Origin of the sequence: Exiguobacterium sp. s40 (assembly GCF_018617905.1) — a bacterium.
GTDB lineage: Bacteria > Bacillota > Bacilli > Exiguobacteriales > Exiguobacteriaceae > Exiguobacterium > Exiguobacterium mexicanum_A.
Genome location: NZ_JACSLC010000011.1, coordinates 33,109 through 52,012, shown reverse-complemented (window position 1 = coordinate 52,012; position 18,904 = coordinate 33,109). Strand labels below are relative to the sequence as shown.

At 52.7% G+C, this 18,904-nt stretch carries 26 protein-coding genes; 18 read left to right on the top strand and 8 right to left on the bottom strand.

Annotated features, from left to right (window positions below; all coding sequences use genetic code 11):
• Positions 1-75 precede the first annotated feature (75 nt).
• The 6 genes from KNP02_RS10570 (at position 76) to KNP02_RS10545 (ending at position 4,726) form a co-directional block, all read left to right on the top strand.
• On the top strand, positions 76-507 hold the full coding sequence (locus KNP02_RS10570) for a MarR family winged helix-turn-helix transcriptional regulator (RefSeq protein ID WP_214709142.1): 432 nt from the start codon (positions 76-78) through the stop codon (positions 505-507).
• A 40-nt stretch (positions 508-547) separates the two neighbouring features.
• On the top strand, positions 548-1,540 hold the full coding sequence (locus KNP02_RS10565) for a ring-cleaving dioxygenase (RefSeq protein WP_214709144.1): 993 nt from the start codon (positions 548-550) through the stop codon (positions 1,538-1,540).
• Positions 1,537-2,166, top strand: a complete 630-nt coding sequence (locus tag KNP02_RS10560; protein ID WP_214709146.1) for an NADPH-dependent FMN reductase — start codon at positions 1,537-1,539, stop codon at positions 2,164-2,166. Before KNP02_RS10565 ends, KNP02_RS10560 begins: the two co-directional genes overlap by 4 nt.
• Positions 2,167-2,256: 90 nt before the next feature.
• Positions 2,257-2,733 carry a hypothetical protein gene (locus KNP02_RS10555; protein WP_214709148.1) on the top strand — a complete coding sequence of 159 codons (477 nt, stop codon included), beginning with the start codon at positions 2,257-2,259 and terminating at the stop codon, positions 2,731-2,733.
• A gap of 60 nt (positions 2,734-2,793) precedes the next feature.
• The gene (locus KNP02_RS10550) at positions 2,794-3,861 is read left to right on the top strand and encodes a saccharopine dehydrogenase family protein (protein WP_214709150.1); all 1,068 of its coding nucleotides are present in this window, start codon (positions 2,794-2,796) and stop codon (positions 3,859-3,861) included.
• A 67-nt stretch (positions 3,862-3,928) separates the two neighbouring features.
• Positions 3,929-4,726: a GNAT family N-acetyltransferase gene (locus KNP02_RS10545; protein ID WP_138858599.1), complete on the top strand. Its 798-nt coding sequence runs from the start codon at positions 3,929-3,931 to the stop codon at positions 4,724-4,726.
• A 31-nt stretch (positions 4,727-4,757) separates the two neighbouring features.
• On the opposite strand, the gene KNP02_RS10540 is transcribed toward KNP02_RS10545, so the two are convergent.
• Both KNP02_RS10540 and KNP02_RS10535 read right to left on the bottom strand, forming a co-directional pair.
• Positions 4,758-5,543, bottom strand: coding sequence for an SDR family oxidoreductase (locus KNP02_RS10540; RefSeq protein ID WP_034779695.1), 786 nt, complete (start codon positions 5,541-5,543; stop codon positions 4,758-4,760).
• An 85-nt stretch (positions 5,544-5,628) separates the two neighbouring features.
• Complete coding sequence (locus tag KNP02_RS10535) at positions 5,629-5,943, bottom strand: hypothetical protein (protein ID WP_214709152.1); 315 nt, start codon at positions 5,941-5,943, stop codon at positions 5,629-5,631.
• Between the two features lie 147 nt (positions 5,944-6,090).
• Between KNP02_RS10535 and KNP02_RS10530 the strand changes: the two genes are divergently transcribed.
• The 4 genes from KNP02_RS10530 to KNP02_RS10515 all read left to right on the top strand — a co-directional run bounded on the left by KNP02_RS10530 (position 6,091) and on the right by KNP02_RS10515 (position 8,760).
• A complete protein-coding gene (locus KNP02_RS10530; protein ID WP_214709154.1) occupies positions 6,091-6,396 on the top strand; it encodes a hypothetical protein in 306 nt (101 codons plus the stop codon).
• Between the two features lie 66 nt (positions 6,397-6,462).
• A complete protein-coding gene (locus KNP02_RS10525; protein WP_251129281.1) occupies positions 6,463-7,476 on the top strand; it encodes a S66 family peptidase in 1,014 nt (337 codons plus the stop codon).
• Positions 7,476-8,078, top strand: a complete 603-nt coding sequence (locus KNP02_RS10520) for an NUDIX hydrolase (protein WP_214709158.1) — start codon at positions 7,476-7,478, stop codon at positions 8,076-8,078. Before KNP02_RS10525 ends, KNP02_RS10520 begins: the two co-directional genes overlap by 1 nt.
• A 94-nt stretch (positions 8,079-8,172) precedes the next feature.
• Positions 8,173-8,760: a GNAT family N-acetyltransferase gene (locus tag KNP02_RS10515; protein ID WP_214709160.1), complete on the top strand. Its 588-nt coding sequence runs from the start codon at positions 8,173-8,175 to the stop codon at positions 8,758-8,760.
• Here KNP02_RS10515 and KNP02_RS10510 read toward each other — a convergent pair.
• Positions 8,741-9,205 (bottom strand): GNAT family N-acetyltransferase, encoded by a 465-nt coding sequence (locus KNP02_RS10510; protein ID WP_214709162.1) that lies wholly within the window; start codon positions 9,203-9,205, stop codon positions 8,741-8,743. The genes KNP02_RS10515 and KNP02_RS10510 overlap by 20 nt on opposite strands.
• A 70-nt stretch (positions 9,206-9,275) precedes the next feature.
• Between KNP02_RS10510 and KNP02_RS10505 the strand changes: the two genes are divergently transcribed.
• The 3 genes from KNP02_RS10505 (at position 9,276) to KNP02_RS10495 (ending at position 11,429) form a co-directional block, all read left to right on the top strand.
• Positions 9,276-10,076: a GNAT family N-acetyltransferase gene (locus KNP02_RS10505; protein ID WP_214709164.1), complete on the top strand. Its 801-nt coding sequence runs from the start codon at positions 9,276-9,278 to the stop codon at positions 10,074-10,076.
• Positions 10,073-10,255, top strand: a complete 183-nt coding sequence (locus KNP02_RS10500; RefSeq protein ID WP_214709166.1) for a hypothetical protein — start codon at positions 10,073-10,075, stop codon at positions 10,253-10,255. Before KNP02_RS10505 ends, KNP02_RS10500 begins: the two co-directional genes overlap by 4 nt.
• Before the next feature lie 181 nt (positions 10,256-10,436).
• Entirely contained in the window at positions 10,437-11,429 is a 993-nt protein-coding gene (locus tag KNP02_RS10495; RefSeq protein WP_214709168.1) for a M23 family metallopeptidase, read from the top strand.
• 40 nt (positions 11,430-11,469) lie between these two features.
• Here KNP02_RS10495 and KNP02_RS10490 read toward each other — a convergent pair whose 3' ends face one another.
• Positions 11,470-11,937 carry a helix-turn-helix transcriptional regulator gene (locus KNP02_RS10490; RefSeq protein WP_214709170.1) on the bottom strand — a complete coding sequence of 156 codons (468 nt, stop codon included), beginning with the start codon at positions 11,935-11,937 and terminating at the stop codon, positions 11,470-11,472.
• Between the two features lie 139 nt (positions 11,938-12,076).
• Complete coding sequence (locus tag KNP02_RS10485; protein ID WP_034779670.1) at positions 12,077-12,619, bottom strand: TraR/DksA C4-type zinc finger protein; 543 nt, start codon at positions 12,617-12,619, stop codon at positions 12,077-12,079.
• A gap of 154 nt (positions 12,620-12,773) precedes the next feature.
• Between KNP02_RS10485 and KNP02_RS10480 the strand changes: the two genes are divergently transcribed.
• From KNP02_RS10480 to KNP02_RS10465, 4 genes are all read left to right on the top strand, one after another.
• Positions 12,774-13,298, top strand: a complete 525-nt coding sequence (locus KNP02_RS10480) for a GrpB family protein (protein WP_214709172.1) — start codon at positions 12,774-12,776, stop codon at positions 13,296-13,298.
• A gap of 56 nt (positions 13,299-13,354) precedes the next feature.
• Complete coding sequence (locus KNP02_RS10475) at positions 13,355-13,672, top strand: hypothetical protein (RefSeq protein WP_214709174.1); 318 nt, start codon at positions 13,355-13,357, stop codon at positions 13,670-13,672.
• On the top strand, positions 13,669-14,133 hold the full coding sequence (locus tag KNP02_RS10470) for a GNAT family N-acetyltransferase (protein ID WP_214751514.1): 465 nt from the start codon (positions 13,669-13,671) through the stop codon (positions 14,131-14,133). Before KNP02_RS10475 ends, KNP02_RS10470 begins: the two co-directional genes overlap by 4 nt.
• Positions 14,134-14,303: 170 nt before the next feature.
• Positions 14,304-14,606 (top strand): hypothetical protein, encoded by a 303-nt coding sequence (locus tag KNP02_RS10465; protein WP_214709178.1) that lies wholly within the window; start codon positions 14,304-14,306, stop codon positions 14,604-14,606.
• Between the two features lie 24 nt (positions 14,607-14,630).
• On the opposite strand, the gene KNP02_RS10460 is transcribed toward KNP02_RS10465, so the two are convergent.
• The 3 genes from KNP02_RS10460 to KNP02_RS10450 all read right to left on the bottom strand — a co-directional run bounded on the left by KNP02_RS10460 (position 14,631) and on the right by KNP02_RS10450 (position 18,068).
• Positions 14,631-15,488: a pirin family protein gene (locus tag KNP02_RS10460; RefSeq protein ID WP_214709180.1), complete on the bottom strand. Its 858-nt coding sequence runs from the start codon at positions 15,486-15,488 to the stop codon at positions 14,631-14,633.
• A gap of 124 nt (positions 15,489-15,612) precedes the next feature.
• Positions 15,613-16,884: a hypothetical protein gene (locus tag KNP02_RS10455; RefSeq protein ID WP_353047351.1), complete on the bottom strand. Its 1,272-nt coding sequence runs from the start codon at positions 16,882-16,884 to the stop codon at positions 15,613-15,615.
• Positions 16,885-17,171: 287 nt separating this feature from the next.
• Positions 17,172-18,068 carry an aldo/keto reductase gene (locus KNP02_RS10450; protein WP_034779659.1) on the bottom strand — a complete coding sequence of 299 codons (897 nt, stop codon included), beginning with the start codon at positions 18,066-18,068 and terminating at the stop codon, positions 17,172-17,174.
• A 153-nt stretch (positions 18,069-18,221) separates the two neighbouring features.
• Here KNP02_RS10450 and KNP02_RS10445 point away from each other — a divergent pair, with 153 nt between their 5' ends.
• The gene (locus KNP02_RS10445; RefSeq protein ID WP_034779656.1) at positions 18,222-18,833 is read left to right on the top strand and encodes a serine/threonine protein kinase; all 612 of its coding nucleotides are present in this window, start codon (positions 18,222-18,224) and stop codon (positions 18,831-18,833) included.
• Positions 18,834-18,904 lie beyond the last annotated feature (71 nt).

Sequence of the window (18,904 nt, the reverse complement as noted above, 5' to 3'; positions counted from 1 at the left end):
GCGTGTTATGTTTATCTCGAATTAAAGATAATGAAATTTAAAGTATTGTTTTCTCTCAGTAGAGGAGGGGAACAGATGAAACAATCCAACACATTAAAAGCCATCACGGTGTTGCTTCGGGCCTCGCAATCGATTCAAGACGTGGTCAAGCATGAAGTCGCCGAGTACGGGCTGAATCCGACCGAGTTCTCGGTCCTGGAATTGCTGTACCATAAAGGCGACCAACCGATTCAAATGATCGGCAAAAAAGTATTATTGACGAGCGGGAGCATGACGTACATCGTCGACCGGCTCGAAGCGAAAGGCTATTTGATCCGCAAAGCGTGTCCGAGCGACCGTCGCGTCACGTATGCGGCACTGACAGAGGAAGGACAGACACTTATGTCATGCATCTTTCCAACCCATGAACGACGAATGGACGAGCTCTTCGACGGACTCGATTTAGCAGACACGATCACTCAATTGAAGACGATCGGCAAACGCGCTGAAGCGTCAAAAAATTTTTAATTAACTATCTCGAAATCAAGATTTTAAAGGAGCGATTTTAATGAACCATGTAAAAGGGATTCACCACGTGACGGCGATTACGAGCAGCGCCGAGAAGAACTATGACTTCTTCACGAACGTCCTTGGGATGCGTCTCGTCAAAAAGACGGTCAACCAAGACGACATTCAGACGTACCACTTATTTTTCGCCGATGACAAAGGCAGCGCTGGAACAGATATGACGTTCTTCGATTTCCCGGGCATCCCGAAAGGCGTGCATGGGACGAATGAAATCGCCAAGACGTCGTTCCGCGTCCCGACCGATGAGGCGCTCACGTATTGGGAACGTCGCTTCATTCGCCTCGGAGTGAAGCATGAAGGCATCGCCAAGCAGTTCGGCAAGAAGACGCTTTCGTTCGTCGATTTCGACGAACAGGCGTACCAGCTCATCTCAGATGAGTTCAACGTTGGCGTCGCGTCAGGCGAACCGTGGCAAAACGGCCCGGTCCCGCTCGAGTACGCCATCACGGGCCTCGGTCCAATCTTCATCCGCATCGCGGACTTTACGTATTTCAAACAAGTGATGGAGCAAGTCATGTTGTTCGAAGAGATCGGACAAGAAGGCGACGCGCATCTCTTTGAAGGAGGTGAGGGTGGAAACGGAGCGCAAGTCGTCGTCATTCATGACGAGACGTCACCAGTCGCGCGCCAAGGGTTCGGAACTGTGCATCACGTCGCTTTCCGTGTCGATGACCGCAGTGTCCTCGATGAATGGACGGCACGATTGCAACAGTTCGGGTTACCGACATCAGGCTATGTCGACCGCTTCTTCTTTGAATCGTCTTACGCACGCGTCGCGCCGCAAATCCTGTTCGAATGGGCAACGGACGGACCAGGGTTCATGGGCGATGAGCCGTATGAGACGGTCGGTGAGAAATTGTCACTCCCGCCGTTCTTAGAGCCGAAGCGGGAACAGATTGAAGCGATGGTTCGACCGATTGATACGGTCAGAAGTACAAAAACGTTTGAGAAAGAATATGAGGGAATGAAATGAGCTTTTTAAATCGTTTGTTCGGTAAACAAGAAGAACCAACCAACTCACAAGGAGGAACTAACATGTTGAAAATTGGAATCGTACTCGGATCTACTCGTGAAGGACGCGTCAGCCCACAAGTCGGAGAATGGGTGAAAGAACTCGCGGACAAACGCGGTGACGCTAACTATGAAATCATCGATATCGCAGACTACAGCCTTCCGCTTCTCGGCGAACCAGGCGGCGACGCATCAGGTGCGGCGGCATGGTCTGAGAAAATCGCAGAGATGGACGGCTTCGTCTTCATCGTCCAAGAATACAACCACTCAATCACAGGCGCGCTCAAAAATGCTCTCGACTACTTACGTAACGAATGGCATAACAAAGCAGCCGGAATCGTCTCGTACGGTTCAGTCGGCGGTGCGCGTGCGACGGAACACTTACGCGGCGTGTTGAGCGAGCTCTTGATCGCCCACGTCCGTGTCCACCCAGCCCTCTCGCTCTTCACGGACTTCGAGAACGGGACACATTTCGCACCGAAAGACGTTCAAGTCCAATCGGTCAACGACATGCTCGACCAGCTCGTGCCATGGACAGAAGCGATGCAGACGGTCCGCACGAAAGCGGCAGAAGCTGCGAACAACTAAGTATTTGGCCAGCCTTTAAACAGGCTGGTTTTTTTGTGCGCTTTTTTTACGGGTCATGTAAAGTTGGAGTAGAAGAAGGGGGGAATGAGCGTGTGGGCTCGGAAAATTGTCGCGGCGTCGCTCACGGCCCCGATTTATGCACTCTTGTTGGCGTGTTGGGTCGTCATCCCGCAACATCCGGACAGCGGTGGGGTGAGCGATACGGTGAATGGGCTATTGATGTTGATGGCCGCCTATCTGGCAGTCAGTTTTCCGGTCATCGTCACGTACGGCGTGTTGACGTCGGTGTTCAGCGATTGGGTGACGCGCCGGATGTCGAAGCGGTTCGGGCCGCTCGTCTCGTTTGAGTTACATATCGGGTTCGGGCTCGTCTTGCTCTGGCTCAGTTTAGGGGCGGCGCTATTATATTGGGCGATTGATCGCTACTTGGCATATAAGGGCTGTCGGTTCGGAACAAGGCAGATATGGTCGAGTCTCGTCCTACCCGTCGGTGTCATAGTGATGGCTGTTGGCATCGTTTATTTGATTGGTGTGATGCAAGACGTGATGCATCGGTTACACGGGTGAAAGTTGGCAGGATAGGGAACAAAGAAAAGACATGTTTGTAGAGTTGAAGGAGGAATCGTGATGAAATGGATGATTTATGGGGCGAACGGCTATACAGGCGAACTGATTGCCCGGCAAGCAGTAAAAGAAGGGATGACACCGGTGCTCGCGGGTCGGCGTGCGGACGCGATCGCAAAGCTCGGGGAAGAGCTCGCGTGTGAGACGCGCGTCTTTAACTTGTCGTTCGATAAGGCGACACGCCAATTGGAAGACATCGACCTCGTGTTACACTGTGCCGGACCGTTCGCCGATACGAGTAGGCCGATGGTCGAGGCATGCCTCGCCACGAAGACACATTACTTGGATATTACCGGGGAAATCGAAGTGTTCGAATACATCCACTCGAAGAAACGGGCTAAGCTCGCGCAAGAAGCGGGCGTGTTACTCTGTTCGGGTGTCGGCTTCGACGTCATCCCGACCGACTGTGTGGCCCGCAAGTTGAAGGAGTTAATGCCGGACGCGACGAATCTAGCACTCGGCTTCTCGGCGGCCGCCGGTATCTCACGCGGGACGCTGAAAACAGCGATCCGTGGACTCGGGTCGAGCAGTGCCGAACGAAAAGATGGCGAATTGACACCATTCCCGCTGGGCGAGAAACGTCGTCACATCGATTTCGGACGCGGCAAGAAAACGGCCATCGCCATTCCATGGGGAGATGTCTCGACCGCCTATTATACGACGGGCATCCCGAACATCACGACGTGGGTCCCGGTCCCGACGGCTTACGCTTACGGGGCGCGTCTCTTATCTTGGTTCGGTCCGATTCTCGGCAGCGACGCGGTGCAAGGGAAACTGCTCCGTTATGTCGATGAGCACGTGAGCGGACCGGACGAGTCGGAGCGGGAACAATCATCGACGTATGTCTGGGGCGAGGCGACGGACGCCTCAGGACGTAAAGTGATCGTTCGCATCAAGACGGCGAGCACGTATGCCTTCACCGTGTACGGCGCACTTGAGGTCGTGAAGCGTCTTGTCGGATCGGGCCGTGTCATCCCAGGTAGCTTTACACCGGCGATGCTGTTCGGGTCGCACTTCATCGAAGAAATCGAAGGATCATCGTCATTTGTCGTCGATGAGGTCCGGCTGTAACGGAATCACAATCTGTTCGCAATCGAAGTGTGGTAAACTCAGGGGAGATTAGTAGGGAGGGAATGAGATGAGACGCTTAGAACTAGCCAGGCGGATCGAACGCATCAAAGCGGAAGGGACGTCTGCCTATATTCGGCATCGTAAACAGACCCCTCCCTATGAAGGTTCGGAATTGATTGTTGAAAACAAGGGCCACGTCTTCCGGATGGGCAATACGAGTTTCGCGGTCGGCTTCGGGTTGAATCGACCGACCAGTTTTTACGATTTGCACCAGATGGAGAAGTGGGTGCGCGGGAAGAACGTGTCCCGCCTACATATCGAGGTCTGTCCACTCGCGGACATGTCGCTCCTTCGGTTGTTGCAAGAACGAAACTATACGCTCGACCACTTTCTCGACGTCTGGTTGCTCGACGTGAATGCGTTCGTGTTCCCATCAGATGAACCGGACGCGGTCGAACGGGTGAACGCCGATAACGTAAACGAATGGGCCCGGGCCATCGCGGCTGGCTTTGCCGAGACGGGAACGATTTTACAAGAGACGATTGATACAGCGAAAGGTTTCTACGCGCTCCCCGAAAACCAAGCATTTCTCGTCCGCGAAGGTGAGACGGCTGTCGCCGGTGGTATTCTTGCCATCCAGGACGGGATGGGCGAACTGTTTTTGACGAGCACAATCCCAGCTTATCGAAACAAAGGTTACCAGACACAGCTCATCTTGGAGCGGATCGCCGCCGCGAAAGCAGCGGGTTGTCAGTACGTGACCGTCACAACGAAAGTCGATACGGCCTCGGGCCGCAATATGGAGCGTTTAGGTTTTATCCCGTTCTATCAGAAAGCGGTCATGAAAAGCCCGATCCTCAAATAAACAGGTCGCCCCGCGGGGCGACCTGTTGTCGTTAAAGCAAAGATTCGGCGCCGTCGACGTACACCTCGGAACCGGTGACGTGGCTCGACATGTTGCTCGCGAAGAACAACACGACGTCCGCGACTTGTTTGGCCGTGCCTGACTTGCCGGCGAGCGGCTGATTCCCTTCCGGGTACTCAATCGGGATGACGACTTCCTCAAGCAAGGCATCGTCTCGGTTCGTTGAGTCATCGATGTTCGTATCGATGGCGCCGGGACAAATCGAGTTGACGCGAATGCCGAACTGGGCGAGCTCGGCTGCAGCCATTTTGGCGAATCCGGTCTGTCCGGCTTTTGTCGTCGCATAGCCGCTGAAACCGAAGTTTTTGAAATAACGGTTCCCGTTGATGGATGACGTGATGATGATGCTGCCGCCTCGTTCCTTTAAGTAAGGGATGGCATGTTTCACCGTCAAGAACGTGCCCGTCAAGTTCGTCTCAACGACACCGTTCCAATCCTCGAGCGACAAATGCTCGATCGGTGTGATTGTCCCGTTACGACCCGCGTTCGCGAAGACAATATCGACACGGCCGAAACGTTCGACTGTCTGTTCGTACGCCCGTTTCATCTCGTTTTCGTTCCCAACGTCGGCACTGATGCCGATGGCCCGTTCTTCTCCGATCAGGCTCGCGAGTTGCTGGGCATCTTCCAATTTTAAGTCGATGATGGCGACTTTCGCCCCCGCCTGGACGAACCGGATGACGGCGGCGCGTCCGATTCCGGATGCCGCGCCTGTGATGAACGCGACTTTCCCCGATAACAATGTATTTGAAATCATTCAATTCGCTCCTTTCAGCTTCCTGTTCTCATATTCCACCGTTCTATGAAAACTATGCTCGTTTTCTGAAAAAAAGCCGTGTCGCTTAATCCGGTGTTACATGGATTGACACGGCAATCTTGAGTTTTGCGTCCCGGTCGAGCTCCACCGTGACGACTTGACCGACCCGAAGTTCTTGCACGTCGTCCGCACTCCCGGTTACTTTGGTCTGATCATTGATTAAAATCGTCTGCAACTTCACCTCACTGCCTGAGACGTCACTCGGACCAATCATCAATTGCGGGATATCGATTTTCTCAATCCGTCCCTCGATTTGATGGTCGTCCCATGTACTAATCCAATACACTGCCACTAAACAAAGACCGATAAACGCGAGGGCAAAGATGAGTCGTGTCCTCATGATGTTCATCCTCTGCGGTATTCCGGTACGATGGTTTCCATTAGTTATTTACCCGGATTACAGGAATTGTATAGGGTTCTTTTGACAGGAATTTGAATCGGTGATGCGGAATAAAACAAGACAATTTGATGAGTGGAAGCGCTGACGATGATGCTAGTCGGGCTGGTTAGTTTAATCATTTCAGGATTGGTGGCGTTCGGATGGTGGACAATCGGTTTCCCGCGGCGACGCATATGGAGCGGACTGATGATGTTAGGTGTCGCGTTCACCTGCTTCCCCTTCCTCCTTGTTTTGAGCGGAGAACGGTTTGGATTCAATGGCATCATCGCGGGATTGGTCGGATTATTTTGTATCGTTGCGGGCGGATTCTTCTTTCTTGTGCTCGGTTGGATTGGTCGCCCGCAGAAAATTCGAAAGGTACGGACACTCTCGGAAGACCCTGATTTGTTTTAGGATAGGTTGTCAGCCGACTCTTGGAACCCGTACAGTGAATGAAACGAACGTGAGGGAGCGATGATGTTGGGGACAAGTAAACAACCGCCGGCGTTACGGGCAGGGGACATAATTGGAATCATCACTCCCTCGTTTCCGGCACCGGTCCGTTTTCCGGAACGGTATGCGCGAGGAATTGAACAGCTAAAGCGGATGGGATTTCTCGTTCGAGAAGGACGGTGCACGCACCGTTCAGAAGGATACAGCTCGGCCTCGATCCGAGAACGGGCCGAGGAGTTCAATGAACTGCTGCGTGATGATGACGTGAAAGCGATCATCAGCACGATTGGGGGAACGAACTCGAACTCACTCTTACCGTATATCGATTACGGGGCGTTGCGACAACATCCGAAAATCATCATGGGGTATAGCGATGTCACAGCACTCCTCCTCGCCTGCTATACGGAGACGGGCGTGACGACGTTCTACGGTCCAGCCATCGTCCCGTCGTTCGGGGAATACGAGACGATGTTTGCGGACGGGGAGCGCTACGTGCGAGAGGTACTCTGTTTGGAGCGGGCGGCGCCTTATACACTCGACGTTCCCCGAGAGTGGACCGAAGAGATGATTGATTGGTCGACGCAGGACCGGGAGAAAAATTTCCGCCCGAATGATGGCTGGCTCACTCTCCGAGAAGGTCAGGCTCGTGGTAAGTTGATTGGTGGGAACATGAACACGATGACCGGCTTCTTGAAGTCGGACTATTTTCCAGGCATGGACGGGGTCATCCTGTTTTTAGAAGACTCGTTCAAGACGATGGCAGACGAGGAACGTTCCCTCAGTATGCTCAAACTGGCCGGAGTGTTCAATCAAATCAATGGACTCATCATCGGGAAACATGAACATTTCGATGCGGCCGGCGCACCGTTCACGTTTGAGGAGCTGTTGCTCGAAGTGCTCGGAGACGTCGACTTCCCGATTTTGACGAACGTCGATATCGGGCATACGTTTCCGTCACACGTATTCCCCATAGGCATCGATGTCGAACTCGATGCGACGTCAGGGACAATCACATTTTTAGAGGATGGAGTGACGCGATAATGGAATTCATCACGGTCGTAGACCACCGGCGGAAGAAAGTCGGGTTGAAGTCACGCGCCGATGTGCACAGGGACGGGGACTGGCATGAGACGTTCCATTGTTGGATGACGGCCCACGAACGTCTCTTCCTGCAACTTCGAAGCGAAAGGAAGGCAGATTTTCCCGGATTGTTCGATATCACGGCAGCTGGGCATTTGGCGGCCGGAGAGACCGTTCGGGACGGGGTGCGGGAGATTCATGAAGAGCTCGGGCTCGACCTGACGTTCGATCAACTGACTCCGCTCGGCGTCTTCGAAGACGTGATCGAGACAGGGACATTTTTGGATCGAGAGTTCGCCCATACATATGTCTACGCGTACGCGGGAGAACCGTTTACATTAGATGAGACGGAAGTGGGCGATGTCGTCACGGTCGATTTTGCGGCGTTCCGGTCGCTTTTGGCCGGGAAGCATGCGGAGGTTGAGTCGATCTCGTCAATCTCAGGGGAGACGCGGACCGTGACGAAGCAAGATCTCGTGCCCCATCCGACAAGCTACTGGGAGCAAGTTTTGACAGGCCTTGAAGAGTTGACTTCAAGCAATCGAGGCGGGTCTCATGATTGATTTTATTTGGCAACTGCTGAACGTATTGCTCGTGCTCGGTTTAGGTAGTCTTTTGGTTTGGTGTTTTCGCAAGTGAAGAGGGGGGAATGACGAGATGAACGTTGAACGTACAGATACACCGCTCCAGATTGAGACCGGACGGTTATACTTGCGGGCACCTCGCACCGGAGAAGATGCCCGTATCGTCAACGAGGCGATTCGGGAGTCGCATGATGAACTGAAGCGCTGGCTTCCGTTCGCGCAAGAAGTGCCGACGTTATCCGAGACGGAAGAAAACTTGAAGCGGGCACAGGAACTCTATGTAACAGGTGAGAGTTTTCGGTATCTCATCTTTTTACGGGAGACGGGGCCGTTCGTCGGGACGGTCAGCCTGTTTGGGATTGACTGGGACGTACGGAAGGCTGCAGTCGGCTATTGGCTTCACACGGAACACACCGGCCACGGTTATATGAGCGAGGCGGTCGAGGCGATCGTCCGTCTCGGATTCGCCCACTTCAGCTTCCAGCGGATTGAAATCCAATGCGAGTCGACCAATGAAGGAAGTCGAATGATTCCGGAACGGCTCGGCTTTCAGTTGGAAGGCACGCTCCGAAACGAGGACTTGTCTGCTGACGGAAAACGCTTGACGGACACGGCCGTCTACAGCATCTTACCCGGCGAACTTATACGTGCAGCGACATGATGCGTTGGGGTCCGACCGGTCCGTCGATCAAGCGGCCGGTGTCGACGAAGCCGACAGTTTGATAGAGCGAGAAGGCCGGCTCATTTTTGAGATTGACTGACAGGACGACCTCGTGTTTATCGGTGAAGTGCTCCCGGACATAACTCGGCAAGAGACGGAGCGCCGCTTTGGCGTGGCCGTTTCCTTGAGCCGGATGATTGATGGAAAACATCGAGAGCAATAACGCATCTCGCACCTCCGTGTAAGAGGCGACCCGTTCCGTGTCGTGGAGCAGAAAAAAGCCAACGGGCTCATCGGTCGTGATGACGACAGGGTACACCCCGTCTGGCAACTGCGAATCGAGATCTGTTGGGAGCGTCGTATATTTCTCTTGGTCGAGCGGTAGGGAAAATGTCTCCAAGACAGGCCAATGGGCGTCACGGAGTGGTTCGAGTTTGATTGACATCCGGATTCCTCCTCGGTGTAAGTTGACTCTTCTAGTATACTGAACTCTAACTCGAAAGGAACTGAGCACGATGGCGAGACCAATCATTTCTTATGTCCAAAATCCACCGTTCGCGGATTTATACCATGCCTTCATGGACGGTTTTTCTGATTATATGATTCACTTTGACATGGATGAGGCTCGATTTGAGGCGGTGTTTCTCGTCCGCGATCAAAACCAGCCATCCCGTTCCGTCGTCGCCTATGCGGACGATCGTCCTGTTGCCGTCATATTGAGCGGCGTGGCGCACCTGGATTCGGGGTGGGTCACTCGTTGCGGTGGCTTGGCGGTCGCCCCTGGCTATCGACACCTCGGCATCGCGAACGAGTTGATGCGCCGCTTCGATGAACAAGCGATGGGCACACGCCTGCTTGAAGTCATCCAAGGGAACGAACCAGCACTCACGCTTTATGAACGGCTCGGCTATGAAACAGTTCGAGAAATTATGTACTTCCGATCTGTACCGACCGAGACGGAGGCGTCGCTCGAACCGGAACCGATCACCGAGCTATTCGAGACGTATTATCCGTCTGCAATCCACCGACCGATTTGGCAAGTCGATGTTCGTACGACCCAACAACAGGCTGAGCTTGTGCGAGTCCGTGAGGGCGAGACGACAGGAGCCCTCCTTTTCCGAGGCGATTTGCTCCTTGATGTGTTTGGTCGGGATGAAGATGCGGAATGGTTGTTGCGAGCGGCAGCAGCGGCCGGTCCGATTAAACTGACGCTCACTTCGGATCGTCCGGCCTTGATCGAGGCAGCCCGCCGACTCGGATTCATGCAGGATGAAATCGCTCAATTCGAGATGGTCAAACCGGGAGGTATCGTGTGATGCATCGTTTCTTGCCCGTCCTGATGGTGCTGCTGATTGTCGGGAATTTGTTCACAATCCTCGGACTGACGACGAACTTGTCATCAGCCAGCACCCGGTTCTTTTTAATCGGTGGCCCGGCCTTGACCGTCTGCGCCGCCCTCGGTATTGTCATAATCGTATTGAAACGAAAGCGATGACCGCGATAGGACGTATGAAGTTTGAGTGAAGTTTGTGGAGGGTCGACTCATCGTTTTGACATGTTCGACATATAAATGAAATGCTTCATATATTGAACTTTTCAAACATGGATGCTATATTCGCACTTGTAGCTTTTTATATAGCTAGCGAATCATCCTATTTGGAGGTTTTTATCAATATATGTGGAAACAACTACTCGTAACCGTCGGTACAGGCGTCCTGATTTTTTCAGGGACTTCAGCCGTATCGGCGGATCAACTTACCCCGCAAGACCTCGTCAAGGCGACGAAATCGCTTCAACAGACCGAACAGCGGCTTCATACCTCGAAACAATCGGTCGCGAAAGCCAAACGCCGCGCTGAAGCGGTTGAAGCAAAAAAGAACGCGATTCAAAAGAAGATTGATCGTGCCAACGCGCAACTCGCGTCATACGAGACGGCGCTGAATCCCGAGACGGATGATCCATCCCTGTTCAAACAAGTGCTATCGACTGTTCTTCCGAGCGCGAAAGCGGAAGCGGCGGCATCTGAAAAGACCGAGGCTGACTTGAAAGAGAAACAAGCGGCGACGACTCGGTCGTTAGAAAAATTAGAGAACGAACAGGCCAAAGTGGGCGCAGAGCACAAGAAGGCCCGCTCGACCCATTCAGCCGCCTACAAGCAATTGAAACATCGGGCCGCCGAGTTGAAAGATTTGAAACGACAAACGGCAGCGTTGGCGCCTGAGAAGTTCATGATGCCGGCGACCGGTCGTCTGTCACAAGGCTATGGCGCTGCGAGCGGACAGTTCGGGTACACGTTCCATAACGGACTCGATATCGCCGCGAACGTCGGCACACCGATTTACGCGGCCGCGGCCGGAACGGTCACCGACGTCAAGTCAGGTGGTCCTTACGGCAAGCACGTCTTCATCGAGCACGAAATCGATGGTCAGAAATGGACCACGGTCTACGCGCACATGCATAAAAGCGAAGTGAAAAAAGGACAGGCGTTGCTCCAAGGCGAAGCCATCGGCCAAATCGGCAACACCGGCAACTCGTCAGGTCCTCACCTCCATTTCGAAGTGCATAAAGGCGAATATGCCTATTCATCCAGTTCGGCCGGAAACACGGTCAACCCGATGGACGTCGCCGAAGTACTCGGTGGCGCGACGCCCATTAAAGCTACTTATTGACGCAACGAAATTTCGTTGCGTCATTTTTTGTGTCATTTCTTCAAGCCTGCTCATCATGTGTCGTTCGCAGTTCGAACAGCTTTTGAAACGCCTCGTCGCGGTCGAACGTGCTGAACCAGCGGAAGTCGTCGTGGTCGAGAATCCGGTAATGTTGACTGACCATATTCTGTTGAATTCGATATTTCCCTTGATGCTCGATCGTCGTCCACCAGACGTGTCCGCCCAACGTCTTCGTCGCCAACGTTGGATCGGTATGCGCGACGAGGCGAATGAACTCGATCGGTTGATCCCCAATCAACGAATGGAGATAAGAGCTTTGATTGAACAAGGCGCAGATGGCGACGGTCGTCGTCCAGTTCGCGTTCAGGCGTCGCTTCTCGATTTGAATCAATGTCTTTTTTGAGATACCGACGAGCGTACAGAGTTCTTCTTGGGATAATCCTTGTTCCGTCCGAATCAGTTTGAGTTTGCTGGAAATCAGCTCAGAAAACGTTTCTTTTGTATGCATAAATTCTCCTAAGATGTATTTTTACACATCGTATCATGTGGCTTGAAAACAGGGAAGATATAGGATGGGGAAAACAGCTGTTTATGGTCATGAAAAAGCGGAAGGAGATGGACTCCTTCCGCTCACGCAATGGCCTACGTTATTCTCGTGTCGGGTCGTGATTGCCTTCGCTATCAGCAATCGTATCCGAACTCCCGAAATCCTCGACTTGGCTGAACGCGTCGGTGCTTTGGCCAGGCTCGTCCGTCCCATCGAGCTGTTTGCGGGCGGCTGTCTCGGACGGGTTGAGCACGTCTTCTTCGACCGGGCGTTCACGGTCGGTCTGATGCTCGTCTTCTTCTTGTTCACGCGCATGCTTGATGCAGAGTGTCGCTTCCGGGATTACCTCTAGGCGGTCCAACTCGATGTCTTCCCCGCACACCTCACACTTTCCATACGTGCCTTTCTCGATGGCGAGCAGTGCCTTGTCCACATCGCTCAAAAAATCTTCATCGAGTTCCGTGAGCGCTTGGTCACGTTCACGCAAAAAGAGCTCTTCCCCGGAATCGGCCGGGTGATTATCATAGTGCGACAGTTCCCCTTCGTCATATACCTCTTCCCGATTTTCCATATATCCTTCGGTCTTCGCTTTTTCTTTTAATAGACGCTCCTTGAACGTATCGATCTGCTTCTGTGTCAACATACGGTTCACTCTCCAGTTCTGTTTTCATTAGTATTAGCATTTCCCATTTTGAGTCGTGACAAACCTTCCCGTCGGCGGGTCCGTTTCTAAACGATTCGGAAAACGGGTATGATGACAGAGAAGGAACGAATTAGCCGAAGGAGGAATTAGGACGATGAGAAAAGTAGAAGTCATCCCATATGACCCGATATGGGCGACGAAATTCGAAGAAGAGGCGGCCAAGCTCCAGCGATTGTTCGAAGATGAGCTCGTCGCGATTCATCACATTGGTAGTACGTCGGTCCCCGGGCTCGACGCGAAGCCGATTATCGATATCATGCCGGTCGTTCGGCAAATCGAGCGAATCGACGACTGGGTCGGTCATATGGAAGCGCTCGGTTATCGGAGTTTTGGTGAACACGGCATCCCGAGACGCCGTTTCTTTGCGAAAGGCGAGGAGGTTCGGACTTTCCACGTCCACATGTTCGAGGACGGGGATGACGGCGTCATCCGGCATCTCGCCTTTCGTGACTACTTGGTCACATTCCCGGACGTGCGGGACGAGTACGCGTCGCTCAAGCAGCAGTTGGCGAGCCAACATCCGGACGATATCGAAAGTTACATCCAAGGGAAACAAGACTGGGTATCGGCGACGGAGCGGGCGGCTACAATATGGTATGGATCCAGAAAACAAATTTGAAACCTTTTTCCATTTCCCCTCGTAAAGAATGGTAATTATTTTAAGGGGGGAACGGAATGAAACAATTTCTTGGCAAGTGTATCGAGTACGCGTTCGTCGCCGTCGTGTTCGTTGGTTTGTTTTTCGGACTGCGTTACGGAGTCAGTCACTTCGTCTTAACAGCCGAGGAGTCTTATTTCTATGTCTTTCTCGGCACCGCGTTTATCCTCTTTCCGGCCTCGCTATTCGTAGGTTATTGGCTGGCCCGTCCCATTCAGCGCCGTTTGAGCGGAAGAGAGACGGTCAGTTCGAACCACACGTTGCGCGGCTATGAAAAACCGCACGGGGTCACTGAGACACGAGATTATGGGAACGAGGGATCGGGGCCGTTATGATGCAGTTGAGACGAACCGACGATGCGGCATTGATTGCGACGTTGAACCGTCCCGTCCATGAACATCATCTTCAACTCGCACCGGCCTTCTTTGCATCTTACGATCACGCGGCGATGGAAGCGGCGTTTTCGGAGATGATGGCGCGAGACGATTATCATTTCTTCACGGCAGAGGTCGACGGGGACACAGTTGGCTACGTCTGTTTTCAAGAGCGGGTAAGTGAGGCGACCGCATTTCGGCAAGCAGTGCGCACGCTGTACGTGCATCAAATCAGTATTAACCCGGAAGCGAAGCGAAAAGGGTATGGACGTTTGGTTATGGAAGAAGTGGAACGCTATGCCATCGCGCACGGATTTCCCTCAATCGAACTGGATTATTGGTCGTTGAACGAAGCGGCTGCGGCTTTTTATGAACAGGTCGGATTCCGACCGAAACGTCAAGTCGTCGTAAAGCAGCTGTAGAACGGAGAGACCGGCCATCCTGTTCCACGGGACATTCGATTTTTTGAGCGCGGGAGATACGGTACCGGACTTTGTGCCAGCCATCTCATCAGCACTCTTGAACGGTCTCGTGCTCGTCTTGGCGCGCCGCTATGATGCGCAATTTTTGAAAGTGGAATGAGGAGGATTTGATGGAGACAGTCATTTTAGTCATCGGTGTCATCGGGACGATTTCGCTCATGTTATTCATGTCGAACCAATGGTCGGGTTATGGCAAAGGCAACATCGTCATGACGCTAGACGAGCATTATACGAATTTGAATGAGTATGTGCCGGCAATCCTGACGAAACTGTATGAAGACGGGAAGTCGGCCCATTATCTCGGCGACCGGAAGTTTGAAGTGGACGGGAAACGCTACGTCCTCGTCGAGCGGACCGTCCCGATTGGTCGGGTTCCGACACAACAGACGGTGCTCATGCCGGACAAACAATAAGCCGCGCCTCAGGCGCGGCTTATTTTATTTGACGGCCGGGGGACCGAACACACCGGCGTGATAGTCGCGGAACGCTTGGCGAATCTCATCCTCGGTGTTCATGACGAACGGGCCGTGAGCGATATAGTCTTCTCGAATCGGTTTGCCTGAATAGACAAGCAGTTTCGTGCGTGACGTTGCTTTTATGCGGAGTCCGCTCTCACCCTCGGCCGTCTCGTCGAACGTGAGCGTCGCTACGTGCGTCTTCTCGAGCGGTGTCGCGGACGTCCCGAGTTCGACCGAACCGGCGAGCATATAGACGAAGGCGTTATGATTCACGGGGATGACGTGCTCATAGACTTCACCTTCCTTTAAGCTGACTTCACTCATTGTGATCGGGACAAGGCTGTCCATCGGGCCGGTCGCACCGGCGACCTCACCCGAATAGACACGGACTTGTCCACCGTCGATTGGCACGACCGGGGCGTCTTCGACGTACACGTTTTGATAAGACGTCGTCGTCGTTTTGAGCGCTTTCGGTAAATTGAGCCATAGTTGCAGCGTATGAATCAAGTCATCAGCAACGGCCTCCTCGGCGTGTCGGGCCGCCCAGCCCGCGTTCATGTACTGGACGTCTCCGGCATCTAAAATCGAATGGCCGCCATGGTTGTCGATATGTTCGAGTCGCCCGTCAATGACGTAGGTGATCGTTTGGAAACCGCGATGCGGGTGGTCCGAGAACGTGCCGCGTTTGAACCAGTCCTCGGCCATCAAGATGAACGGGTCGAACTCGTTTTTTCGCTCAGGGGGCAAGACCCAACCTTGTTGTACGTGTGGATATCCAGGTTGCTTATAAGCGACGGGCCAATGTGTGGCGACGTCGCGCTCGAATCGTTTCGTCATCAAATTCTCTCCTTTGCATCGTTTGCTGTCATTGTCGCATAGCGACCGATGGATGCTTTCTGATTTTGCCTAGAAAACGTGCAAAGACAGACCGGTTCATACCGGTCTGTCTTTAGGAAAGGGGTTAGCCCTGTTGCTTATTGAATAAGTCGTGCCAACGTTCGGCATCGGCGCGGAGCAGTTTGAAGTGTGACCCTGTCAACGTATTCGTCAAAAAGACATCGTCTCCGTTATAGCTGACATCGAACGTCTGCGCAAAAATACCCTCGAAAACGGTCAAATAGGGAGTCGGGGCCGGGGTCCCGGCCGTGGCGACAGCTTTCGAACGATCGATCGCTTGGAACACGAATTGGACGGCCTCGGCATTGGCGTGATGCAAGAACGATGCGTCCTTGGATTCCGTTCCGAGCAGCGCCAAGTCATGTGTCACGACATGCCGGCGGTGGGCAAATTGTTGGCGCATCTTCGTTTTCAACCGATCGCCGCGAAGCAACGTTTCTTCTCGATAGGTGATTGAAACGACTTGTTTATGCGGTTTCCCGTCACGGATGAATGAAAAGCTGAACAAAGGATAGCGCTCATTCGGGATGAGCGTCGTCGGGAGCGTGCTCGCCTGACGAGCGCCAAGCATGCGGTCGAAGCTCGCGTCTTTCGGTCGAAGGGCCTCCCCATATAAGGTTTGATCAGATGACAAATGAAGTCCGTATTGTTTTGTATCTTGAGACACCTCGGTACCTAAGGCGAGGGAGAGGAAAGGTTGGCGCGATGCTTCGTTAATCGGCAACGTGACCGTCTCATATGTTTCCGGGGATTCGAACGTGAATTCGAAAGAGCCATTGAACGGCATCGTCACGTGAACAAGCGTCTGCTCGAGCCCGCTCCGTTTTGGATATGGTTCGTTGCCGACCGGTTTGGTCATTTCCTCTGTGAAATGGATCCGTTCGTGCGGTTGGGCGTTTCGCAGTTTTGACGTCGCTGAAGACGGAACAGCGTGGTCACGATACGCAATGAGACTGTTCGGCAACGTGTCGATTTGTTTCATGTACGTGATCGTCTCGGCTTGGCATTGAACGTAGGCTTGATTGTCCACTTCAAAAAAAGTGGCGGTCGGAAAGACATCGGTCGAGGATGTCGTGATCAGCGGTTGGGTCAATGTGACCGTCCCGATCAAGTGACGTTCTCCGTCAGGAATACGGGATAGCGCGTCCTCTGGATAACAAGCATCGAGGACGTTCGTCCGATCGGACTCGGTCATCTCGATTTGTTGTCCTGATGGCAGGGTAGCGCGACCTTGATAGTACTCTGGAGCTGTATGTAAACGAAAGGCATGTTCTTCTTCACATCCAAAAAGGACGAACAACATGGCGAGCGTACAAAGAATCAAGTACTTTTTCACGGGGGTGCACTCCTTTGATGATTAACTTTCATCATTTTAGCACCATTTTTTTGTGACTTTAGTCTTAAGAAAATTAATGTGTTTTTTTAAAAAAAAATCAAAAAACCCGCTCAACTTGAACTGAGCGGGCTTGTTTTACACTTATGGATATGAAATGGAATTTCACTCTTGTGAACATGTCGATTTTTGACGAATGAACCGTTGAATGGCCACGTTCTTGAAAATGATGAAACTATTTAAAAAATCAAGGATGGAACCAATCAGGGTTTATTTGTTTATTTTTACCTTCAATCGACGTCGCGGCCGCGGGCTGCCTTCAAAATTTCGAACCATTCTTCACGGGTGAGCTCGATATCGAGCGCGCCGACGGCGGTCTTGACTCGGTCAATTTTCCCAGATCCGACGATCGGCATGATCTTGGCAGGGTGTTTCAAAAGCCATGCGTAAACGACTGCATCGATACCGCTCGCTTCGTGGCGGTCACTGATGTCTTCGAGTTTCTCGCGAAGCGGCGCATACTGTGACTCGGTGAACAGTTGACCGCCGGCGAGCGGGCTCCACGCCATGAGCGGCATCCGCTTCTCGTGGCATAGGTCGACAGAACCATCTTCGAAGTGTTTCAGTTGCATCGGTGAAAGTTCGAGCTGATTCGTCACGAGTTGGAACGGTAAGCGTGACTGGAGCAACTGTTGGGTTGCCGGTACGTGGTTCGAGACACCGAACGTCCGGACTTTTCCACTGCGTTGTAACGTAATGAATGCCTCAGCGACTTCGTCCGGGTCCATGAGCGGATCGGGACGATGGATCAACAGCGTGTCAATCTGGTCAATGGCGAGCTCTTTGAGTGAACGCTCGGCTTGACGGATGATATGCTCTTTCGTCGTATCATAATGATTGATTGTTTGGCCTGGGTTGAAAGAACCTGTCAGTTTAATGCCAGTCTTCGTCACGATCTCGATTTGATCGCGAAGTGAAGGATTGAGGCGAAGTGCTTCCCCGAATAGTCCTTCACATGTATAGCCGCCGTATATATCGGCGTGGTCGAACGTCGTGATTCCGAGTTCGATACATTGCTCGATGAACGTGAGACGTTCCTGCGGGCTCATATCCCATTCAGCGAGACGCCACATGCCGTGGATGATCCGTGAGAATGATAAGTCTTCTGTCAGTTCGATACGTTGCATGATTGATTCCTCCTCATTGTCTGTCGCTTTCATTATAGAGATAGTCGGGGGATGCGTCACTTATTGGGCGTATCGGACGGACGCGGACCGAGTCAAATGAAAGTGATTTCAGTTATGATAGGAAAGAGATGAATCGAAAAAGAGGAGTGCTCTATGAATCATTATGAACAATATGCGGGCGTCACGTTTGAGCGACACGGGCAAGACACGCGTGTGACCGCCTATCATCCTGACCTCGAACTGCACGGGATCGGGCGCAGTGCTGCCGTGTTCCGCATAAAATCTACACGACTCGTCATTAAAGTGTTTTTCCCTGGCTATACGCACATCGCGGCCGAGGAAGCCGTGATCTATCGGAAGCTCGAGGGATTGCCACAATTCCCGGGTCTGTACGAAGCGGGTCCGAACTATATCGTCATCGACTATATCGAAGGGAAGACACTGTTTGAATGTTTGATTGAAGGCATTTGGATCGACCCCGCGTACATCAAGCAAGTCGATGAGGCGCTCATAGCGGCCCGGCGACTCGGGTTGACCCCGTCCGATGTCCATTTGCGCAACCTCATCCTCACGCCGGACGGCCGACTCTATTTGATTGACTTGGCGCGATTCCGACAAGGGCAACAAGTCGATCACCAATGGGAAGATTTGAAGCGGATGTATCGGCTCTATCGCCTCCGTTTCATGCCGAAGCGGTATTCGGAGCGCTGGTTGAACGGTGTCGCCTACCTATATCGTACATTCGTGAACGACCCGAGACGTTAGTCGACGATCGTTTTTCTTTTGAAGATTAGGGAACAACAGTAACGTATTGTCGTTGTGTAGTCATTCAAAAG

Bases quoted from the DNA above. Each gene is read 5' to 3' on its own strand.
- KNP02_RS10570 (WP_214709142.1), top strand. From the start codon at position 76: ATGAAACAATCCAACACATTAAAAGCCATCACGGTGTTGCTTCGGGCC.
- KNP02_RS10565 (WP_214709144.1), top strand. From the start codon at position 548: ATGAACCATGTAAAAGGGATTCACCACGTGACGGCGATTACGAGCAGC.
- KNP02_RS10560 (WP_214709146.1), top strand. From the start codon at position 1,537: ATGAGCTTTTTAAATCGTTTGTTCGGTAAACAAGAAGAACCAACCAAC.
- KNP02_RS10550 (WP_214709150.1), top strand. From the start codon at position 2,794: ATGAAATGGATGATTTATGGGGCGAACGGCTATACAGGCGAACTGATT.
- KNP02_RS10545 (WP_138858599.1), top strand. From the start codon at position 3,929: ATGAGACGCTTAGAACTAGCCAGGCGGATCGAACGCATCAAAGCGGAA.
- KNP02_RS10540 (WP_034779695.1), bottom strand. From the start codon at position 5,543: ATGATTTCAAATACATTGTTATCGGGGAAAGTCGCGTTCATCACAGGC.
- KNP02_RS10535 (WP_214709152.1), bottom strand. From the start codon at position 5,943: ATGAGGACACGACTCATCTTTGCCCTCGCGTTTATCGGTCTTTGTTTA.
- KNP02_RS10530 (WP_214709154.1), top strand. From the start codon at position 6,091: ATGATGCTAGTCGGGCTGGTTAGTTTAATCATTTCAGGATTGGTGGCG.
- KNP02_RS10520 (WP_214709158.1), top strand. From the start codon at position 7,476: ATGGAATTCATCACGGTCGTAGACCACCGGCGGAAGAAAGTCGGGTTG.
- KNP02_RS10515 (WP_214709160.1), top strand. From the start codon at position 8,173: ATGAACGTTGAACGTACAGATACACCGCTCCAGATTGAGACCGGACGG.
- KNP02_RS10510 (WP_214709162.1), bottom strand. From the start codon at position 9,205: ATGTCAATCAAACTCGAACCACTCCGTGACGCCCATTGGCCTGTCTTG.
- KNP02_RS10505 (WP_214709164.1), top strand. From the start codon at position 9,276: ATGGCGAGACCAATCATTTCTTATGTCCAAAATCCACCGTTCGCGGAT.
- KNP02_RS10495 (WP_214709168.1), top strand. From the start codon at position 10,437: ATGTGGAAACAACTACTCGTAACCGTCGGTACAGGCGTCCTGATTTTT.
- KNP02_RS10490 (WP_214709170.1), bottom strand. From the start codon at position 11,937: ATGCATACAAAAGAAACGTTTTCTGAGCTGATTTCCAGCAAACTCAAA.
- KNP02_RS10485 (WP_034779670.1), bottom strand. From the start codon at position 12,619: ATGTTGACACAGAAGCAGATCGATACGTTCAAGGAGCGTCTATTAAAA.
- KNP02_RS10480 (WP_214709172.1), top strand. From the start codon at position 12,774: ATGAGAAAAGTAGAAGTCATCCCATATGACCCGATATGGGCGACGAAA.
- KNP02_RS10475 (WP_214709174.1), top strand. From the start codon at position 13,355: ATGAAACAATTTCTTGGCAAGTGTATCGAGTACGCGTTCGTCGCCGTC.
- KNP02_RS10470 (WP_214751514.1), top strand. From the start codon at position 13,669: ATGATGCAGTTGAGACGAACCGACGATGCGGCATTGATTGCGACGTTG.
- KNP02_RS10465 (WP_214709178.1), top strand. From the start codon at position 14,304: ATGGAGACAGTCATTTTAGTCATCGGTGTCATCGGGACGATTTCGCTC.
- KNP02_RS10460 (WP_214709180.1), bottom strand. From the start codon at position 15,488: ATGACGAAACGATTCGAGCGCGACGTCGCCACACATTGGCCCGTCGCT.
- KNP02_RS10450 (WP_034779659.1), bottom strand. From the start codon at position 18,068: ATGCAACGTATCGAACTGACAGAAGACTTATCATTCTCACGGATCATC.
- KNP02_RS10445 (WP_034779656.1), top strand. From the start codon at position 18,222: ATGAATCATTATGAACAATATGCGGGCGTCACGTTTGAGCGACACGGG.